The organism is Paenibacillus flagellatus, assembly GCF_003217775.1.
GTDB classification, from domain to species: domain Bacteria; phylum Bacillota; class Bacilli; order Paenibacillales; family NBRC-103111; genus Paenibacillus_AB; species Paenibacillus_AB flagellatus.
In genome coordinates this window covers 406,650-424,627 of sequence record NZ_QJVJ01000008.1, presented here as the reverse complement: position 1 = coordinate 424,627, position 17,978 = coordinate 406,650, and the positions used below count along the sequence as shown (strand labels likewise).

Here is a 17,978-nt window from a genome sequence, read left to right as displayed (position 1 = left end):
CATTGACAACGGACCTATGGAAGCCTTCTGGGGGACCTTGAAGTGCGAGATGTATCATCTGAACTCATACCATACGTTCGAGGAACTGGAGAAAGCCATTGACGCCTATATTTACTTTTACACGAACCAGCGAATACAGGCAAAATTAAACGGCCTCAGTCCTAAGGAATATTGGACTAAAGCCGTCTAATTCTTTTACTTATTTGTACTGTCTACTTGACGGGGTGCAGTTCAAGACGCGCCCGGTCGTTCCGGTACGCGTCCGCCTGCAGCGGGTCTTAATGAATCCAAATGTCCGAATGATATGCTTTCATGAAGCCGAGCAGCCATTCCAGCACCTCGACAGACCGATCGCGTACCGGTCCTTGAAGACGTGCGTCCATTCCCGCCCGCGCGCATGGTCGACGATCATGTCGAGCGCCATGCGCAGCATCTCGTACTTCGAATGGGGCAAGCTGTCCTCGATCGTGACGAGGAACAGCACATGGATTTTCGGGTGGCCGAAATCCGCGTACGAGATCGTCCCTTCCCGGGAAACGTCCTTCCCGTAAAACAGCTGCTTCTCGTCGTCGTAGCCGTACAGAAGTCCGAACTCCGGCGTGAACAAATCGAACGCGATAGCCGGATAGCCTTTGTCGATCGATCGCTGGACGAGGGCGATCGTCCGCTCCAGCTTCTCGGGCGAGACGGGGACGGACGCTTCGCCCATGCTGCTCGTATAGCCCAAATTGCACAAATTGCGGCGCAGGATATACCCGCCCGGAAACGAGGTCGGTCCCGCCACGTTCACTTCCGCCGGATCGATATTGAGCCGGAACGCGTGACCGGTCAATCCCATCACGTCCACGAGCGTAAACCCTTTCTTGTCCGTATAGCTGACCGCTCCGTATACGGCGCTTGCCGCGGTCGTCCACGTCTTCGTCCAGTCGCGCCCCGCGAACCGGTTCGTCGTCATGCGTCAATCCCTCCCCGTCAAATCGGAGGAGAAGCCAGGATGACCCGCTTCGGCAAGCCGAGCGACGCCCGCTTCTGCACGTATCCGTGCAAATAGACGCGGATCCGCTCCCTGGACACTTTCGCTCGGGAACGGGACAGCGCATTGTACACGTTCGCGGTCGTCGTCCCGAACAAAGCGGCGATTTCGGCCGGCGACAGCTCGCCGAAAAAATGCGCCTCGAAAATCGCCCGCTCCCGCTTCCCGAGGCAGTGCAGCAAGTCGCGCAGCGAACGGATCGTATCGGCCTTCATCATCGCGTAGGCGGGATCGCTGCGCCGGCGCGCTTCCTCGGCGGAGGAGCGGGAGAGTCGGACGAGAATGCGGTCGATGTCGGTCCAGTCCGGCTCGGACGCATCCGCCCAAGCGTCGCCGGACGCATCCCCCGCTCCCCCGCTACGGCCGAAGCCGGAAAACGGCCGTTCCTTCCCATAGGGTCCGCCCCGGCGCATTTTCATATACGCCTGATTGCGCACGATGCGCTGCAGCCAAGGGACGAACCGATCCGCGTTCATCAAGGTGCCCAAGTGCAGAAACGCCCGAATCAGCGCATCCTGAACGATGTCCTCGGCCATCGCGCTGTCTCTCGCAATCGAGTTCGCCCAGCCGAGCGCCTTGGCGCGATGATGCCGCACGAGCTCTCCGAACGCCTCGCGATCGCCGGCCCGGGCGCGCTCCACCAGCCGCCGCTCCTCGTCCCCGCATGGGTTCGCCGTCGGCGCGCGGAGCAGGACGCCCGATGGTACCGCTTCCGCCGATACGCCGCCCGCTCCTCCGTCCGTCGCCCCGATTCCGATTCGTTGTTCCTTTCCCGATCCCGATGCCGTTTCCGCTCTCCCGTGCAACGCCAGCCATCCTTTCCTTCTCCCTCTAAATCGTCAGATGCCCGTGCCGTCCTTGAATCTATCATGGCCGGAAATCTTTTTTTACGCAACGAAAAAAGAAAAGGCGCCTATCCCGACGGCCGGGCAGCAAAAAAGCCGGCTTCCTCCGAAGTCGGCTTGCAGCTTATAGGCGGGTTCCCCCGAAGGGAATCGGACAACGGCTCACGCTTGACCGAAAATGTCCATGCTCAAATACCGTTCGCCCGTATCCGGCGCGATGCACAGCACCCGCTTGCCCTTCCCGAGCTTGCGCGCTACCTGAAGCGCCGTCCAAACGGTGGCGCCGGCCGACGGCCCGACCAGAATGCCCTCGAGCGCCGCCAGCTCCCGCGTCGTACGGATCGCGTCCTCGTCGGCCACCTGGACGATTTCGTCGTAGACGTCCGTGTTCAGGATGGGCGGGACGAAGCCCGGACTCGTGCCGACGAGCTTGTGCGGCCCCGGCTGCCCGCCGGACAGCACCGGCGACCCCTTCGGCTCGACGACGTAGATGCGGATGCCCGGGATGCGCTCGCGCAGCACCTCGCCCGTCCCCGTAATCGTGCCGCCCGTACCGGACGAGGCGACGAACGCGTCGAGCTTGCCGTCGGTCTGCTCGATAATTTCGAGCGCCGTCGTCACCCGGTGAATGTCGGGATTGGCCGGATTTTCGAACTGCTGCGGAATGAAGCTGCCGGGTATTTGCTCCTGCAGCTCCTTCGCCTTGCGGATCGCGCCCGGCATCCGCTCGGCCGCCGGGGTCAGCACCACCTGCGCCCCGTACGCCTTCAAAATGTTGATCCGTTCCTTCGTCATATTGTCGGGCATGACGAGTATCGCGTTATAGCCTTTCGCCGCCGCATTCATCGCGAGCCCGATGCCGGTATTGCCGCTTGTCGGCTCGATGATCGTGGCGCCCGGCGCGAGCCGGCCGTCCTTCTCCGCTTGGGCGATCAGATTGAAAGCGGCGCGATCCTTCACGCTGCCGCTCGGGTTGAAATATTCCAGCTTGACGTACACGTCCGCGTCGTTTTCCCCGACGAGCCGATTGATCCGCACCGCCGGCGTGTCGCCGATCAGCTCGGTCACGCTCCGAACCATTTTCCGTGTCATGACGTACGTTCCTCCCATGGCTGATGTGTACGTCCATTATAGCATAAATTCATGGTATCGTTATCGGGATTTACCGAATTGAACCGGAACCAGCTTGTTCCGCATCAGCAGCCAGACGAGGAGCGGCGAGCTGCCGATGCCGAGCAGCAGCCAATTGATCACGTGCGGCGCGGTGCTCCACGAGACGACCGCAATAAACGCAAGCGTCCCGAGCATGCGTCCGAAGTTGAGGCCCAGCTCCCGCAGGACGACGTATTCGACCCGATGCTCCGCGCTCTCCCGGTCTTGGCCGATAATATCGAACACCGACGACGTCATCGGGACGGTATAGAGCGGGATGAACAGCGCGGTGCCGATGCCGAACACAAGCAGCGTCGCATAGCTTACCTGCCAAAAAAACGGCACGATGACGAGAATCATCGCCAACACGCCGACGATCATTCCCCCTTTGCGGTATGCGGGCTTCAGCCATTTGCCGACGGCGTAAAAGCTGAAAAGCGCCACCGCCGACGTGATGAGCGAGAAGTTGCCGATTTTCATCTCGTTGCTCGTCGCGATATAGACCATCAGTCCGATCAAAAATCCGAATACGCCTTCCCGGATCCCTTGAGCGACCAGCGCGCCGAACACCGTCTTCCACGGGCCCCGCCGTTGAGCCAGCGTCCGGTAGCCGTGCGCCCACTCGTAGGTGCCGGGTACTTTCCGCTTCTTCAAGAAAAAGCTGAAGACGACCCCGACGACGAACACGCCGAGCGATATCGCGAAAATAAGCCGGTACCCGTTCGTGCCGGGCATTCCCGTTATGAGCCAGCCGGAAATCCAAGGCGCGATCATGCCGATGCCGGAGCCGAGCAGCCCGGCCCAGCCGTTGAACCGGTCCCGGTTTTCCGGCGACGTCACTTCGAAGTAGACGACGTTGAACGCCAGCCAAAAAAAGCCCGAGGACAGCCCCTGCACCGCCCCGAGCAGCCAGACGTAATGCACCGCCTGCTGCTGGAGAACAAGAACGATCGTATAGAAGACGGCGGAGATGGCGACGCCGAGCCGCAGGCTGTTCATCTTGTTATGCTCCTTCACCCACTTGCCGGCGGCCCAGAACGTAAGCGCCATCGTCACTTGATGCGCGAACGCAAACCAGCCGATCAAAGCGAAGTCGCTTTTCGCCTTCCACAAATAGACGTTCACGAACGTGCCGGACAGCGCGTTGGCCGCGCCGAACAGCGCGTTCACGAGAAGCAGAAGCCGCGTCTGCGAATCGAACCGGGACCCCGGACGTGTCGCGCCCGCCCCTTTTCGGTCCTGGTCTCGGTCCGCGAAATAACCGTCCCGCCCTTCGCGGGTCAACGCCGCCTTGCCGCCCCGTGCGGCCATTTCCCCGTAACGCAGTTTGTCTCGCTGCATGAGCCTCACCTGTATCCGTTATTGCCATTGAAAACGCTGGGCGTTCGCGGCTGGTAATAACGTTCCCCAAAGCGGAGCAAAATAAGGTTGTCAAAACTTTGCAGCAGCGCAAAAACGCCCGTTCCGTAAAGGAGCGGGCGCAGGCGGGCGTAGCGATTATCGGTCTTCCTCATGATCGGCGGCCGACCATTCGTTCACGAGCCGGACCCGGTCTTCGTCGGACAGCGTTTGGGCTACCGAGAAGCAGGACGGGCAGACGAACAGATTGACGCGGAACGGAGGCTTCAGAAAGGCGGGCGCCGTCTCCGATGAAGCGGCGGGCGTGAACGATCGTTCGTCCACCTGCATCGTGCCGGCCAAAATCATGTCGTCCTGGCAGCGGACGCATTCCATGCCGTCCTCCTGCTGGTCGAGCCGCTTCCGCACGTTCAGCTCATAGCCGCCGAGCTCCGTCAGTTCGTCGTCGTCGTCGGAGGTCAGCTCCAGATCGTCGCCGTCCAGCCGGACGTGCAGGCTGCGGTAATCGTTCAGCTCGTTGAAGCAGTGCGGGCACGTCTCTTCCGGACCGATCTCCTCGTCCCATACGATTTCCATTTGGCACCACGGACAAACCGCGGGAGTATCGCTCATTCGTATTCCCCCATCAGGCGTATTTAACGAAATAATAAACGCCCACGGCTACAAACGCAAGCGCCAGCGCCAGAAGGGTTCCCCACAAATATTTCATCGTCAGGTCACGCTCGCGCCGACGACGTACGAGATGGAGATCGACAAAATCATGGAGAGCAGGCCGACCGCCTTGTTATCCTTTTGGATCTCGGCGTCGATCTTGAATACCGGCGTCAAAAATTCGAAGATGAAATACGCCGCGAGCAGCAGGACGAACCCGAAGCTGGCCCACATCAGCGAATGCAAAATCGTGTCGTTGTTCAGGATCGCGAACCGGAATATGTTGCATATCCCGAAAATTTTGCCTCCGGTCGCCATCGCGACGGAGACGTTGCCCTTCTTGATCTCCGCCCAGTCGTTATAGCGGGTGACGAATTCGAAAATCGCCAGGAACACGATCAGCGCCAATATGGCGATGGAGAAAAAAGCGAGCGTTTCCAACCACGGATTCGACAACAATACGTCCACCTCTTCGTTCATTAGGTTCAGCCGCCTTTCCCGAAATGGCTGAAAGAGACTTCGGAAACACGGCAAAACCGGCCGGGGAGGCCGATTTTGCACGTGCACGCGTCGTCTCTTTTTAAGTCATTGTATCACAGTTCGGGCGTTTCCGCTTATTGCTGTTGTTTCTTCGCCGCCAGCTGCGCCTTCAGAGCAGCGAGCTCGTCGTCCACGCCGTCGCTTTTGTCCAATTGGGCCAGCTCGTCGTCGAGGCTGCGGCTCGAGCTGCGCAGCTCCTTGCTCGCTTCGGCTTCCGCTTCGAGCTGGAGCACCTTCTCGGACATCCGGTCGAACCCTTTGGCCGCGTTGTCGGTGCCGAAGCCGCTCATCGCCTGGTTGATCTGCTTCTGCGCCTTGGCCGCTTCCGCGCGGGCGATCAGGATGTCCTTCTTGTTCTTCATCTTGTTGAATTCGTCTTTCATCTCGTCCAGCTGGTTGCGGAGCTGGTCGGCGTTCGTCTTCGCGATGTCGTATTGGCGCTTCATCTCGTCATAGCGAGCCTGATGCTCCTTCTTGTCCTGGAGCGCCTTGCGGGCAAGCTCCTCGTTGCCCTGCTCGAGCGCCTTGACCGCTTGCTCGGCGCGGCGGTTAACCATATCCTCCGCCTCGTCGGCTTGCTGCTTGAATTTTTTCTCGATGGCGATTTGCTTCGCTACCGCGGCTTCCGCCTCAAGGATGTCCTCTTCCATGTCCCGCAGGAACTGGTTGAGCATTTTGACCGGATCCTCCGCCTTGTCCAGCAGGTCGTTGATCGAAGCCATCGTCAAATCGCGCAGTCGTTTAAAAATTCCCATTCTAAAGTTCCTCCTTCGGAATATGCATCGGTTTATGGTTCAGGTTCGTTTCGAAAAATCAACGCGTCGTTTTCGGAATACATCCATTTCATACGCGCACGTCGAACCAAAGTTTCAACCCAGCTTCGCTTTTTTTCAAAAAATTTGTCGCCTCATGGACAATAAGGCCCAACGCCGCTCCGCCCGCCTTTTGTAGCGCGGCAGGGCGCGGTAGACGAGCAGCGCCTCGGCGAAGGCGCGCTTCGCCTCGGCGCGGTGGCCGAGCCGGTCGTAGATGCGGCCGAGCTTGTACGAGCCTTCGACGGACGACGAATGCATGCCGCGGAATTGCTCCAAATACCGGATCGCCTTGTCCGGATCGATCGGCGCGAACGTTTCGCCGAGCCGCAAGTACGGCTCGCCGTACTTCACCCGCGGATTCATTTCCAGACTTTGCAGGATCAGCTTCTCGCCTTCCTCGATGCGGCCGAGCTTCAGTCGGCAAAGCCCGGTCTCGTAAACGACGTCGGCCGAGTCGTAGACGTCCCCGACCTGCTCGAGCAGCTCGAGCGCTTCCGCGTAACGTCCCTTCTCGATGTAGAGCCTCGCCGCTTCCAGCTTGGCGGACGCGTTGTGGGGGGCGAGCAGCAAATCCCGCTTCAGGCGCGACAGTCTGCGGTTGCGACGGTACGGGGCCAGCAGGCTCGGCGACAGACCGACGAAGCGGCGGTCGAGCAGGTACAGCACGACAAGCAAAATGATAATGGCCAGAAACGGATTGCCGACCAGCCACCAGATCAGCGCGAACAAAAAAAATTTACTCAGGCACCTCACCTCCACCTTTTCCCATCTTACCACATCCTTCGCCGGCCGAACACGGACCCGGGGACGGAGGTTCGATCCGGTCAAAAAGCGAAGGAGCGATTCCGCGGAACCGCTCCTCCAATATTGGCTTTATTCGCTCAAGCGCGCCCGGACAGCAGCAGCTCGTACTTCCCCGATGCCAGCTCCATCTCCCGGCCGGAGAAGGCCGCCGCTTCGGCGCTCCCTTCCTTTGCGACGGACAGGCTTCCGGCTATAGGCACCCGGTCCAGACTCAGTTTGGCTTTCGTCGACGCGGGGATGTCCAGCGACAGGCGGAGCACGCTCCCGGTCGCTTGCCCGGTACGTTCCCATCGGACCGATATCGGACCGCGAACCGTCGTCACGCATGCTTCGGCGAAGCGAAGGCCTTCCGGAACGAAAGGACGGATCGACACCTCGGCGAAGCCGGGAGCGATCGCCCGAACGCCCGTCACGTATTCCTGGAGCAGACGGATCGGATACCCGTTCCATGCGTGGCAGTGCGATTCGATGTCGTTCCAGCCTTCCCACAAGGTGGTCGCCCCTTGCCCGATCATATAGCCCCATCCCGGATATTCCCGCCGGGCGATAAGCCGGAACGCCGCTTCCGGCTCCCCGTACTCGAATAAGGCCCTCAGCATCGGCAGCGAAAGCACCGTTCGCGCCTCCCACTCCTTGCCGGCGACATATTCGGCGACCGCGCGCTCATCCGCCTCCGGTACCAGACCGGCATGCAGGGCGAGCCCGTTTACCCCTTGGTGGGCGTTCGCGGAGCCGAGGCAGTCGACAAACCGCTTCCGCTCGGCGTCGTACAGATAACGGACGATGCTGCGGCCGAGCCCGTCGGCCAGGCGGGCATACGACTCTCCGTCGTCCGAACGTCCGATCCGTCCTGCGGCGTCGGCGACGATGCGCGCCGCCTGAACCAGCTTGACGTTCTGCACCGTCAAAAACGGCGAGCCGTGATCGACGGTCGGATACGGCCAATCGCTGATGTGCCACCCTTTGCCGACCGGCACGAGCCCGGTTTCGGAGTCCGCCGTTCCGAAATAGTAATCGACCATTCGTTTGGCGGTGTCGTAATACCGTTCGAGCACGCGAATATCGCCGCCGCTCCAATACAATTTCCACCACAACGTACAATAATGGAGGTCCCATTCCGGGATTTGCAGATGAAAATCCGGATGGTCGTTATTGGTCGGGTAAACGAACGGGAACGTGCCGTCCTCCAGCTGCGAATCGGCGAAATCCGCCAGCACCTTCTCCAGCATCGAATGGGAGTCGAAATTGTACAGCAGCAGCTCGGCCTGCAGATCGGAATCGGCCAAATATTGCGCCTGCTCCCGGTGCGGACAGTCGACCGTCTGGCCGAGCACGTTGTTTTTCTGCGTCTGTACGGCCGCCTCGAACAATCGGTTCAGCATCTCGTCGGAGCAGCGGAAACGCCCCTCGCAAGCAAGGTCCGTATGGGCAAACACGATGTCCACGTGGTCCCCGGGAACGAGAATGTCCGGATAACCGGTGATCTCCACGTACCGGAACGCCTTGTACGACAAATCGGGCTCCCACGTTTCGGCCGCATCGCCGCGCATCGTATACCGGTCGTAATGGCGTTCCTGCTTCTCGTTGCATACGTGGTGCTTCACGAAGCCGCTTTGCTCCAGATCCTCGGCATACCGCATCTGCACCGTAACGCCGGGAATGCCCGGCAGCCGGATTCGCGGCCAGCCCGAGACGATTTTGCCGGTATCGAACACTTGCGTTCCCGCCGGAGTGCCGGGCGGCGTTATATCCCGCGGGACGATCGTCTCCTCGGCCGCCCCTTCGGGAATGTCCTGCCATTTCATCGGCCAGCCGTCTTCGCGAACGTCGGCGACGACCGCCCGGCGGCACGCCGACTTGTCGAAGCCGGGAAGCTGCCAGGCCGGATCGAGCTTGCGCGCATCGTAATCGTCGATCGCCGACATGCGGCGGTTTTGCTGATAAGGCATTCCAGCCGAACGGGGCATAGTCTGAAGCGTCTCCCACGTCGTGTCCGTCGTCCACCTTTGTCCGGTTCCGTCCTCGTAGACGGCTTCGAGCTGCAGCCGGAAGCCCGGTACGCCGTTGACGTAATTTTGGCCCGAGCCGCCGAGATAGTGGGCGATCGCGCTTAGGCAGTTGCTCCCTTGTCGGAGCGCGGCCGTGACGTCGTATGCAAGGTAATATTTCCGCTTGTCGGGATTCGTCGGGGCCGGGGAGCCGTAGCCGCCGATCCTCGTTCCGTTGACGAACACTTGAGCTACGTTGTGCGCCGACATGAACAGCTTCGCGTATGCGATTCGCTTATTCGCTTCGATTTCTTTGCGAAAATACGCGTAATCGTTCGTCAACGTGTCGGTCGTCCGCCAAATCCATTGCGCCTTCCAATCCTCGGGGAACAATCCGGTGTCGAAGCGGGCCGGCTTCGAGTCGCTTCGCTCGCCGGCTTCGTTCCAAACCGCGACCTTCCACCAATATCGCGACGCGCTTTGCAGGCGGGGACCGGCGTAATCGGCATGCAGCGACTCACCGGCGAACGGGCCGCTATCCCATACGTCCGCCTCGCCTTCGTCCAGCAGCCGCCGTTCCGTCGCCACCCATATTCGCGCCGTCCGGCTCTGCAATCCCCGAGCTTCGCCGGCGAGACGCCAGGAGAAGCGAAAGGCGTCTTGATCCAATCCGAGCGGCGTCTCCTTGCCGTCCACCCGCAAATAGTCGACCCGAAACGGAGCCGTCAGTCCCGCTCCGCCTTCGTCCGCAGCTTTGCTCATACACCCGTCTCCTTATGACAAACGATAAATGATGCGGCGCTCCGCGCCTTACTCCACCAGCTCCAGCGCGATCGGCCCGAGCAGCCCGCCCTCCCGGCGCAAGGAAAACTGGTTTCGCAGCTTGATCCAGTTCGGCGCCGCGTTTTCGAGCTGCGGCTCCACGCTCATCCGGTTGGATACGACGTTGGTCACCGACACCCTAAACGCATTCGCGCCCGGACGAATCGCCGCCGTCACGTCGAACCGGTAAGGGGGGACGAATGAATGCCCGATCGGCATGCCGTTCACTTCCACCTCGGCGATTTCCTCCACTTGACCGAGGTCGAGCAGCAGACGATGCTGCGAATGAAGCAGGTCGGCGTCCACGTCGACGCTCCACGTATAGGCGACGGTGCCGGAGAACGTCGGATCAAGCTCCAGCCACGGCTTCAAACCGCGGTGTTCTTCGCCTTTACTCCACTCGAAGCGGACCCGCTCCGGATCGATCGGCTTCACGGACGCGACCGAAGCGGCGCTGCGGTAAGGGGCGGGCGCCATTCGGCCGATCGAAGCCCGTTCGTCGTCGGAAAGGCCGTCGTGCGTCGTCAATACGACCGACCGGTACGGCGGCAAGCAGACGAACAGGCCGATCCCGCTCCCGGACGTTCTCGTCGGGGGAAGCCACCGCTCCCCGGTCAACGGCTCCCAGGCGACGACCGATTGCGCGCCTCCGGTATCCGGCAGCGTCATGCAGCCTTCCGCGGGCTCGTCGATGCTTTCGTTGCTCACGAACCAAACCGGGCAGCCGTCCTTGATCCGGTGAAGGACGCGAAGCCCATCTCTTCCCGAGCCCTCGAACGCGAGCTGCGGTTCGATGGCGGCGTCCTTCCAAGCGGATGGGAGGTCGGCGCCGCAAGCCGTTACATAGACGGAGGGCATCTTCCGGAACGCTGCAAGCTTCGGCTCCCATTCCGATCGGTCCTCCGTCCCGATCAGCCGGCTCGGATACCGGTCCGCGAAAAAGACCGGAACGCCCGCATCGCGAATCGTCATCAGCTTGCGCAGAAGCGGTACGGTGATGCACTCGATGCCGGGGATGACGATGCCCCGGTACGTTTCCCGTTGAAGCCGCAATTCGCCGTTCTCGGCGACGACCGATCGCACCAGCTCGTCTTCCGGGATCAGGTCGTAGTCGTACTGGTGCTCGCACATGATCTGCTGAACGTCCTCCACGGGCACGCTGTCCCCCGCGTAGCCGATCGAGCCCGGGTACAGGAGCAGCAAGGAAGCGACGTGGCGTCCGCCCCGCAGGACCTCCTGGAGCCGGTTCGCATACTTCACGTAGTGGCCGAAATACGGCCATTGCGGGTTCAAGCCTCCGTCGTAAAAGTACGGCGGACAATCGAGGTCCGGCCACTTCGGATTGAACGTGTGCAGGATGAAATGGTTGATCCCTTTCACCGCCTGCCAGTCGGTCAGCCATTTCATCATGCGCAGCCCCAAGTGCCAGCCGTACGCGCCGAACGTTTCGGACAAAGCGAGATCGTCCTTCAAGCCGTAAATATGCGCGGCGGAGCTGCCTAGCTTCGGAAGCCCCCAGTAGTCCCGGTTGCGATGTCCGGGAATGATCTGGTTGCAGACGACGTCGATTCCGCCCTCGTGGGCGTAACGCGATACTTTGAAGAAATCGCCCGGCCCTTCCGTCGTCCGGTTGTGGAACATGTACCGCTCGCCTTGCGCGGGACTTGCCTCGTGCTCGTACCAATGCCCGATATATTTCAAGCCGTTCGCCACGCACCATTCGTACAGCGGTCGGCAATACGTTTCCGCGTATTCGCTGTTGAGAAACTCGTAATAATCGTAGACGAACGATGCCGCCGTCGGGCTTTCCTCGGACAGCCACAAGGCGGGCAAGTACGGCATCGGATCGTACCCTTTCTTCGCGATGAACCGGTTCCGGAGGTTATACCCCCACGGCACTTGATGCTCCTTGTTATAGTAGAGCGGCTCGTCGAAAAAGAACCCTTTCACCGTGGAGCCGAAAAAATGGCCCACTTCGATTTTGGACGATTCGTACACCCGCTCGCGGAACGCTTCGACGGCGCCGGGATGCAGCGGATCGATATAATTGTCGGAGCGGTCTTCGATCACGAAGCAGACGATCCACTCCCCCTTCGGCACGTCCCACCGGATCGCGTCCAATATGCCGTGCATGTGCAGCGAATCGGAGCGGGCCAGTTCGAGCGGCACGCCTCGGCCGTAATCGATCTCGCCGCGCTCGCACGGATACGCGTAAGCGGCCAAAATCGTATTGGCCGGCGACTGCGTCCACGGCAGCATGACGCTTACTCGGGCAAGCGGTCCCCGGTACCGAACGTACTGCAGACGGATGGAGGAGCGCAGGAAGGCCGGGTCCAGCTTTTGTACCGTATGGCCGGCCACGCCGCTCGGATACCATTTCTCGTCGAACAAATACACGTCGATGCCCGCTTCCGCGCACCACGATAAAATCAGCTTCAAATCTTTCCACCACTTGGGCCCCAAAAAGTCCCAGTGCGGCCGCGACTCCAGCGTCAATTCGCCGATGCCGGACCCGACGGCCAGCTCGAACGTGCGCCGAAGCTCCGCTTCGCTCTCCGTTCCGTGCAGCCAGAACAGCGTGCCGAGATGCCGCGGCGGACGATCGAACGAAGCCAGCGGGTGGGGCGATCTCTCTTTTCGCATCAGGCGGCGTCCTCCGTTTCGTTTCTCATTGATAATCGGTACTCCATATGCGGGCTTTATAGAACGCTCCTCCGGAAACGGTTCGCCGATCGCCCGGAACGTGCAGGTCGACCGTATCCGTCGTCCAGACATACTTGGTTCCCGGCTTTTGAACCGTCTTGACTACACGACCGGACGGCTGGTTGCCGATGCTCTTCACCCATCGTTCGTCGATCTCGCTTGCTCCTTCATAGGACGACGACCAGCTGTCGCCCGGCTTGTCGTACTGGTACACCCGCGTATTGGTCGTAACCCACAGCTTGTCCGGATTTCCGTATACCGCGAACAGATCGTGACCCCAGTCCGACGGCAGCTTCGACCGAAGCGCTTCCTCCAATACCGGCGCTTCGGCCGTTCCGTTCACCCGAAGCGCCGCCAAGTCGCGATCGCCGACCGCCCACAGCAGGCACAGCCGGGGATCCCAAAGCACCCCGTGCGCTCCCGGGAGCGCATATTCCGCGAAGTCGGCCGAATCGGGCCCGAGCGACGCCGTATAGACCCGAACCCAGCCGCCCTCGCTGGCCGCGATAGCGATGTTCCCGTCGGGCAGCAGCTCGGCCGCGTGCGGGTTGCCGCCCACGATCGCTCCCCACGTCCTGCGATCGCCCGCCGGATAAGGGACGATCGCCGCCAGTCCGCGGGAATCCGTGACGACCATGTACGTTCCGCCCGTTCTCCCTTCGCGCAGCTTCACGTCGGAGGGCAGTCCCCATCCGCGCGTAAGCCCGGCGAATCCGTTCGTCCCGGAAGGGGCCCACGACCACAGCTTCGCCTCGTCGTCGTTCCAGTCGTTCTTCGCCGGATCGTATACCGTAATTCGCTCGGCGGCTTGGTCCGTCACGGCTATGCCGTACTCGTGCAGCCCGCGTCCCGTTTCGGCCGTCATGACGATTTCAACACCTTTCTCCAGTTGTCGGCGATCCGGAACGGATCCGGCTTTCTCACCTCGTGCATGATCGGTCCCCGATAGCCGGTTTTGGCGAGCGCCTCGATCACTTCGTCCCACGCGATGATCCCATCGCCCGGCATCCAATGCTTCTCGTCCGTACCGTCGTTGTCGGAAATGTGAGTCGTCACGATCCGATCGCCCAGCCGTTCGATAAATTGCTGCGGCGATTCCCGGAACAGATGGTTGACGTCGCAGCATACGCCCAGCTCGGGGTTGGCGGCCAGCAAATCGAGCATTTCGTCCGCCGAATGGCCGAGGCAGGTCCGCGGCAAGCATTCCGCCGCCAGCCTCACGCCCCGCTCGGCCGCATCGCGGGACAACAAGCCGAGCGTTTCCCGCGCCGTCTCCAATCGCCGGGACCTCTCCTCGTCCGCGACGGGCTCCCAGCTCGGATGAAAGACGGCGGTTCGAATGTTCCATTCTTCGGCGCAGGCAAGCACCGTGCGAACCTGGCCGACGACTCGCTCGCGGACGGCGGCGTCCAGGCTGGACGGATCCCACTCGGTCCCGAACGGAATGTGCAGCGACCATACTTCGAGCCCGAGCTCCCGCGCCCTGCTCACGACCTCGTCGCAAGCCCGCTTGACGTCCGGGTCCGCTAGGCGAAGCGGCTGCCAGGTCAGCTCGATGCACGCCAACCCCGCTTCCTTCACCGCCTCCAAGTCGATCGGATTCGCCAAGCTGAAGGAGGTGCCTACCTTCCAAGCGCAGGGGTCCGATTTATTCGCGAATCCATGCTCCATCATCATCTCTCATCCTTTCACGCTGCCCATCACGATGCCTTTAATAAAAAATCGCTGAAGAAACGGATAAACCAAAATAATCGGCAGCGCACCGAGGAAAATTTGCGACGTCTTGACGGTCCGTTCGGACAATTCGTTCAGCAGCGACAAATCGGTCGAGGTGAGCATCGTCAAATCTTGGCCGACGATGATCGTTCTCAAGTAGCTTTGCAGCGGATAATGCTCCGGCGAATTCATCAGGATCAGTCCGTCGAACCAGCTGTTCCAGTGCCCGACGATCGTGAACAGGCCGATCGTGGCGAGCGCCGGCGTCGACAGCGGCACATAAATGCGCCAAAGCGTCGTCCAATGGCCGGCGCCGTCCATAAAGGCGGATTCCTCCAGCTCCTTCGGCAGTCCCCGATAAAAGTTCAGAAGCAGGATCACGTTGAATACCGGAACCGCTCCCGGCAATACCAACGCCCATATCGAATTGAGCATGCCCAGCGACTTGATCGTCATGTACCAAGGAATCAAGCCGCCGTGGAACAGCATCGTCAGGACGAACAGCCAGGCGTATACCGTTCTCCATCGGAACTTCGTCTTCTCCTTCGCGAGCGGATAGGCGGACAACACGGTCAAAAACATGCTGATCGCCGTTCCGAGGAACACTCGTTTCACCGTAACGAACAGAGCCGTCAAAAATTCGGGCTTTTGCAGGGCGAACTCGTAGGCGCTCGTCGTGAATTGGACCGGCCACAATTTCACCATGCCTCCCATGGCCGCCGCGCTGGAGCTGAACGAAACCGCCAGCACGTGAACGAGCGGAAGCAGACAAAGCACGGCGAGCGCGATGAGAAACGTATAGTTGAATGCGATAAACAGCGTTCGGCCGGCTCCCGTTCTTTGAACCATATGTGCGTTCCTCCTTAAAAGATCCGGTATCCGGCGAACCGGTAGGCCAACATATACGATACGGATATGAGCAGAAGCGAGACGACCGATTTGAAAAGCCCGACCGCGGTCGCCACGCTGTACTGCGCATCGATCAACCCGATGCGATAGACGAACGTGTCGATAATATCTCCGCTCTCGTACACTTGCGGGCTGTACAAATTGAACACTTGGTCGAACCCGGCGTTCAACACGTTCCCCAAGCTCAAGGTCGTCATAAGAACGACAACCGGCAAAATGCCGGGAAGCGTAATATGGATCGTCTGCTTCCATCGGTTCGCTCCGTCCATGACGGCCGCCTCGTACAGGCTCGGATTAATGCCGGTCAGAGCGGCCAAATAGACGATCGTGCCGAAACCGAAGTCTTTCCAGGTGTCGGTGGCGACCAGCACGTAAGGAAACCAGTCGTTGTCTCCGAGAAAATAGACCGGGTCGATTCCGGCCAGCCCGATCCATTGGTTGACGATCCCTTTCAACGACAAGACGTCGATCAGCACGCCTCCCAGGATGACCCACGATAAAAAGTGCGGCAAATAAATCAGCGTTTGGATGCTTCGTTTGATTTTTTCCCTCGCCACCTCGTTGAGCAGCAGCGCGACCGTAATCGGAACGACCAGCCCGGCGACGATTTTCATCACGGCGATATAGATCGTGTTGTAGACGATCTGGAACGTATCCGGCAGGTTGTAAACGTACAAAAAGTTTTTCAGTCCGACCCACTCCGAGCCGAATAGCCCCTTGGCCGGCACGTACTTTTGAAACGCGATCACGATCCCGACCATCGGCCAATAACTGAATATGAGCAGGATGACGAGTCCCGGCAGCATCATGAGATGCAGCGGCAGCTCGTGCCGCCATTTGTTCATCATCGGTGCATCCTCTCCTTATCTAACGTCGGGTAATAATAGAGCCGCGGGGAGGCGCTTCTCCTCCGCCGCAGCTCTCGCTTGCATGCCGGCATTACCGTGCCGATTTAGCCCATTCGTTGACTTCCTTCGTGATGTCGGTGCCGCCCAGCTTCTTCCAATCCTCCACGAACTTATCGAACGCTTCGATCGGCTCGCCCATAATGATTTTCGTAAACGTTTCCAGCTCCATCTTGTCGAGCGTCGCTTTTTTCTCGCCCATCGTCTTGGTCGGCGCCCCGAAAAATTGGCTCATCAGCGGCAGGTTGTTGTTTTGATATTGGTTGATCACCGCGAACGAGCTCGATTCGCCGAACACGCGCGCCTGGTTCCAATTTTTGTTGTCGCCTTCGTTAAACTTTTTGATTTTGTCGTAGGTCGATTTTTGCTCCCCGTTCAGCTTGGACGTATCGCCGGTTTTCAAGCTGTTGACGACCGCCAAATGCACATCCAGGTTTTTCGTCGGAGACCAGGCGTTGAACGGCGAATGCTTGAACAGCTCGATCCCGTCCTTGGACGTGAAGAAGTTGTCGAAGTCCTGCTTCTCGCCCCAGCCCTTTTCGACAAACAGGTTGACCATCTTCATGACCGCTTCGGGATTTTTGGCGCCTTTCTTCACCGCGTAATAGGCGAAGACCGGATTGCCCACCTGCGGCCGGGCCGGCTTCGAATCGACGGATACGATCGGAAACGCTCCCCATTCCATGTTCGGATCGAGATCTTTTCCTTTTTGCAGCGGATTGATCGGGTTCCACATGGCTCCGTAGTACAGGCCGATTTTGCCGGCTACCGCGTCCTCGCCCGCCTTGGCGCCGTCCTTCACGCCGAACTCTTTATCGAGCAAGCCGGCTTTGTACATCTCCTGCAGCTTGAGCAGCGCGGGCTTCACCTCGGGCAGGATCGAGCCGTATACGAGATTGCCGGACGCATCTTTCACCCACGACCCGGTATAGGCGTGGAAGCCGTTGAAAAAGCCGGCCAATCCCATAATACCGCCGCCGCCGATGCCTTTATTGATGCCGAGTCCGAACGTATCGTTTTTCCCGTTGCCGTCCGGGTCCCGCTTGGCGAACGCCTCGGCGATATTGCCGACGTCGTCCATCGTCTTCGGCTCGGACAGCCCCAGCTTCTTGAGCCAATCCGTCCGGACCCATAGGATGGAGGCGCCGTCGATCGACGAGTTCGTGTTCGGGATCGCCATCAGCTTGCCGTTGAACTTGGCCGAATTGAGCTGCTCCGGGCTGTTGCCTTCCATGAACTTTTTCGCGAGCGGCGAAGCGTATTTGGCGTATACGTCCGACAAATCGGCGATCAGGTCGGCCTCGACAAGCTGCTTCAGCTGGATCGCATTCACCGGGATAATATCGGGAAGATCGCCCGATGCGATCATGACGTTCATTTTTTGCGCCGAATCTTCCCCGCTCGTCGCGATCCAGTTGTACTTCAGCTTGATGCCCAGCTCATCCAGATACGCCCGGGTCCATTCGTTGTTGTCGATCGTATCGCTTCCGACAAACTTGATGGAAGCGTCGACGCTCCGGACGGTGGTCACTTCAATCGGAGTCGGGTATTTGCTCAAAGGACCCGCTGGCGCGGCCGGCGCCGTCGAGGACGAATCGCCCGATTTCGGCTTCTCGTCCGCAGGAGCGGTGGAACCGCATGCCGATGCGAGGAGCAGAGTACCGATTGCGGCAAACGATAAGGACGCTTTCAAATGCTTCATGTGGCAACCTCCCTTTATCTCGTAACCTCTCGAA

16 protein-coding genes are annotated in these 17,978 nt (G+C 60.1%); 1 reads left to right on the top strand and 15 read right to left on the bottom strand.

Features of this window, described 5'->3' with window-relative positions; genetic code table 11:
* The coding region (locus DLM86_RS19495) for an IS3 family transposase (protein WP_158289575.1) at positions 1 to 190 on the top strand (190 nt) is incomplete at its 5' end.
* Between the two features lie 120 nt (positions 191 to 310).
* Here the strand turns inward: DLM86_RS19495 and DLM86_RS19490 are convergent.
* The 15 genes from DLM86_RS19490 to DLM86_RS19425 form a co-directional block, all read right to left on the bottom strand.
* Positions 311 to 955: a hypothetical protein gene (locus DLM86_RS19490; protein ID WP_245954720.1), complete on the bottom strand. Its 645-nt coding sequence runs from the start codon at positions 953 to 955 to the stop codon at positions 311 to 313.
* Positions 956 to 972: 17 nt separating this feature from the next.
* Positions 973 to 1,839: an RNA polymerase sigma factor gene (locus DLM86_RS19485; RefSeq protein WP_110841718.1), complete on the bottom strand. Its 867-nt coding sequence runs from the start codon at positions 1,837 to 1,839 to the stop codon at positions 973 to 975.
* Between the two features lie 201 nt (positions 1,840 to 2,040).
* On the bottom strand, positions 2,041 to 2,970 hold the full coding sequence (cysK, locus tag DLM86_RS19480; RefSeq protein WP_110841717.1) for a cysteine synthase A: 930 nt from the start codon (positions 2,968 to 2,970) through the stop codon (positions 2,041 to 2,043).
* A gap of 60 nt (positions 2,971 to 3,030) precedes the next feature.
* Positions 3,031 to 4,371 carry an MFS transporter gene (locus DLM86_RS19475; RefSeq protein ID WP_110841716.1) on the bottom strand — a complete coding sequence of 447 codons (1,341 nt, stop codon included), beginning with the start codon at positions 4,369 to 4,371 and terminating at the stop codon, positions 3,031 to 3,033.
* Between the two features lie 156 nt (positions 4,372 to 4,527).
* The gene (locus tag DLM86_RS19470) at positions 4,528 to 5,001 is read right to left on the bottom strand and encodes a hypothetical protein (RefSeq protein ID WP_110841715.1); all 474 of its coding nucleotides are present in this window, start codon (positions 4,999 to 5,001) and stop codon (positions 4,528 to 4,530) included.
* Between the two features lie 99 nt (positions 5,002 to 5,100).
* Positions 5,101 to 5,520: a DUF350 domain-containing protein gene (locus DLM86_RS19465; RefSeq protein WP_110841714.1), complete on the bottom strand. Its 420-nt coding sequence runs from the start codon at positions 5,518 to 5,520 to the stop codon at positions 5,101 to 5,103.
* A 134-nt stretch (positions 5,521 to 5,654) separates the two neighbouring features.
* The gene (locus tag DLM86_RS19460) at positions 5,655 to 6,335 is read right to left on the bottom strand and encodes a PspA/IM30 family protein (protein ID WP_110841713.1); all 681 of its coding nucleotides are present in this window, start codon (positions 6,333 to 6,335) and stop codon (positions 5,655 to 5,657) included.
* Between the two features lie 135 nt (positions 6,336 to 6,470).
* Complete coding sequence (locus DLM86_RS19455; protein WP_342773098.1) at positions 6,471 to 7,172, bottom strand: tetratricopeptide repeat protein; 702 nt, start codon at positions 7,170 to 7,172, stop codon at positions 6,471 to 6,473.
* 104 nt (positions 7,173 to 7,276) lie between these two features.
* Positions 7,277 to 9,949, bottom strand: a complete 2,673-nt coding sequence (locus tag DLM86_RS19450; protein WP_110841712.1) for an alpha-L-rhamnosidase — start codon at positions 9,947 to 9,949, stop codon at positions 7,277 to 7,279.
* A gap of 48 nt (positions 9,950 to 9,997) precedes the next feature.
* Positions 9,998 to 12,652 carry a glycosyl hydrolase gene (locus DLM86_RS19445; RefSeq protein ID WP_158289574.1) on the bottom strand — a complete coding sequence of 885 codons (2,655 nt, stop codon included), beginning with the start codon at positions 12,650 to 12,652 and terminating at the stop codon, positions 9,998 to 10,000.
* A 25-nt stretch (positions 12,653 to 12,677) separates the two neighbouring features.
* A complete protein-coding gene (locus DLM86_RS31770) occupies positions 12,678 to 13,577 on the bottom strand; it encodes a DUF6528 family protein (protein WP_146250256.1) in 900 nt (299 codons plus the stop codon).
* Positions 13,574 to 14,386 carry a sugar phosphate isomerase/epimerase family protein gene (locus DLM86_RS19440; RefSeq protein ID WP_158289573.1) on the bottom strand — a complete coding sequence of 271 codons (813 nt, stop codon included), beginning with the start codon at positions 14,384 to 14,386 and terminating at the stop codon, positions 13,574 to 13,576. Before DLM86_RS19440 ends, DLM86_RS31770 begins: the two co-directional genes overlap by 4 nt.
* A 6-nt stretch (positions 14,387 to 14,392) precedes the next feature.
* The gene (locus DLM86_RS19435) at positions 14,393 to 15,277 is read right to left on the bottom strand and encodes a carbohydrate ABC transporter permease (protein ID WP_110841709.1); all 885 of its coding nucleotides are present in this window, start codon (positions 15,275 to 15,277) and stop codon (positions 14,393 to 14,395) included.
* Between the two features lie 14 nt (positions 15,278 to 15,291).
* Positions 15,292 to 16,185, bottom strand: a complete 894-nt coding sequence (locus DLM86_RS19430; RefSeq protein WP_425453983.1) for an ABC transporter permease — start codon at positions 16,183 to 16,185, stop codon at positions 15,292 to 15,294.
* 91 nt (positions 16,186 to 16,276) lie between these two features.
* Positions 16,277 to 17,944, bottom strand: coding sequence for an extracellular solute-binding protein (locus DLM86_RS19425; protein WP_158289572.1), 1,668 nt, complete (start codon positions 17,942 to 17,944; stop codon positions 16,277 to 16,279).
* Positions 17,945 to 17,978 lie beyond the last annotated feature (34 nt).

Bases quoted from the DNA above. Each gene is read 5' to 3' on its own strand.
- DLM86_RS19490 (WP_245954720.1), bottom strand. From the start codon at position 955: ATGACGACGAACCGGTTCGCGGGGCGCGACTGGACGAAGACGTGGACG.
- cysK (WP_110841717.1), bottom strand. From the start codon at position 2,970: ATGACACGGAAAATGGTTCGGAGCGTGACCGAGCTGATCGGCGACACG.
- DLM86_RS19475 (WP_110841716.1), bottom strand. From the start codon at position 4,371: ATGCAGCGAGACAAACTGCGTTACGGGGAAATGGCCGCACGGGGCGGC.
- DLM86_RS19470 (WP_110841715.1), bottom strand. From the start codon at position 5,001: ATGAGCGATACTCCCGCGGTTTGTCCGTGGTGCCAAATGGAAATCGTA.
- DLM86_RS19465 (WP_110841714.1), bottom strand. From the start codon at position 5,520: ATGAACGAAGAGGTGGACGTATTGTTGTCGAATCCGTGGTTGGAAACG.
- DLM86_RS19460 (WP_110841713.1), bottom strand. From the start codon at position 6,335: ATGGGAATTTTTAAACGACTGCGCGATTTGACGATGGCTTCGATCAAC.
- DLM86_RS19450 (WP_110841712.1), bottom strand. From the start codon at position 9,949: ATGAGCAAAGCTGCGGACGAAGGCGGAGCGGGACTGACGGCTCCGTTT.
- DLM86_RS19445 (WP_158289574.1), bottom strand. From the start codon at position 12,652: ATGCGAAAAGAGAGATCGCCCCACCCGCTGGCTTCGTTCGATCGTCCG.
- DLM86_RS31770 (WP_146250256.1), bottom strand. From the start codon at position 13,577: ATGACGGCCGAAACGGGACGCGGGCTGCACGAGTACGGCATAGCCGTG.
- DLM86_RS19440 (WP_158289573.1), bottom strand. From the start codon at position 14,386: ATGATGGAGCATGGATTCGCGAATAAATCGGACCCCTGCGCTTGGAAG.
- DLM86_RS19435 (WP_110841709.1), bottom strand. From the start codon at position 15,277: ATGGTTCAAAGAACGGGAGCCGGCCGAACGCTGTTTATCGCATTCAAC.
- DLM86_RS19430 (WP_425453983.1), bottom strand. From the start codon at position 16,185: ATGATGAACAAATGGCGGCACGAGCTGCCGCTGCATCTCATGATGCTG.
- DLM86_RS19425 (WP_158289572.1), bottom strand. From the start codon at position 17,944: ATGAAGCATTTGAAAGCGTCCTTATCGTTTGCCGCAATCGGTACTCTG.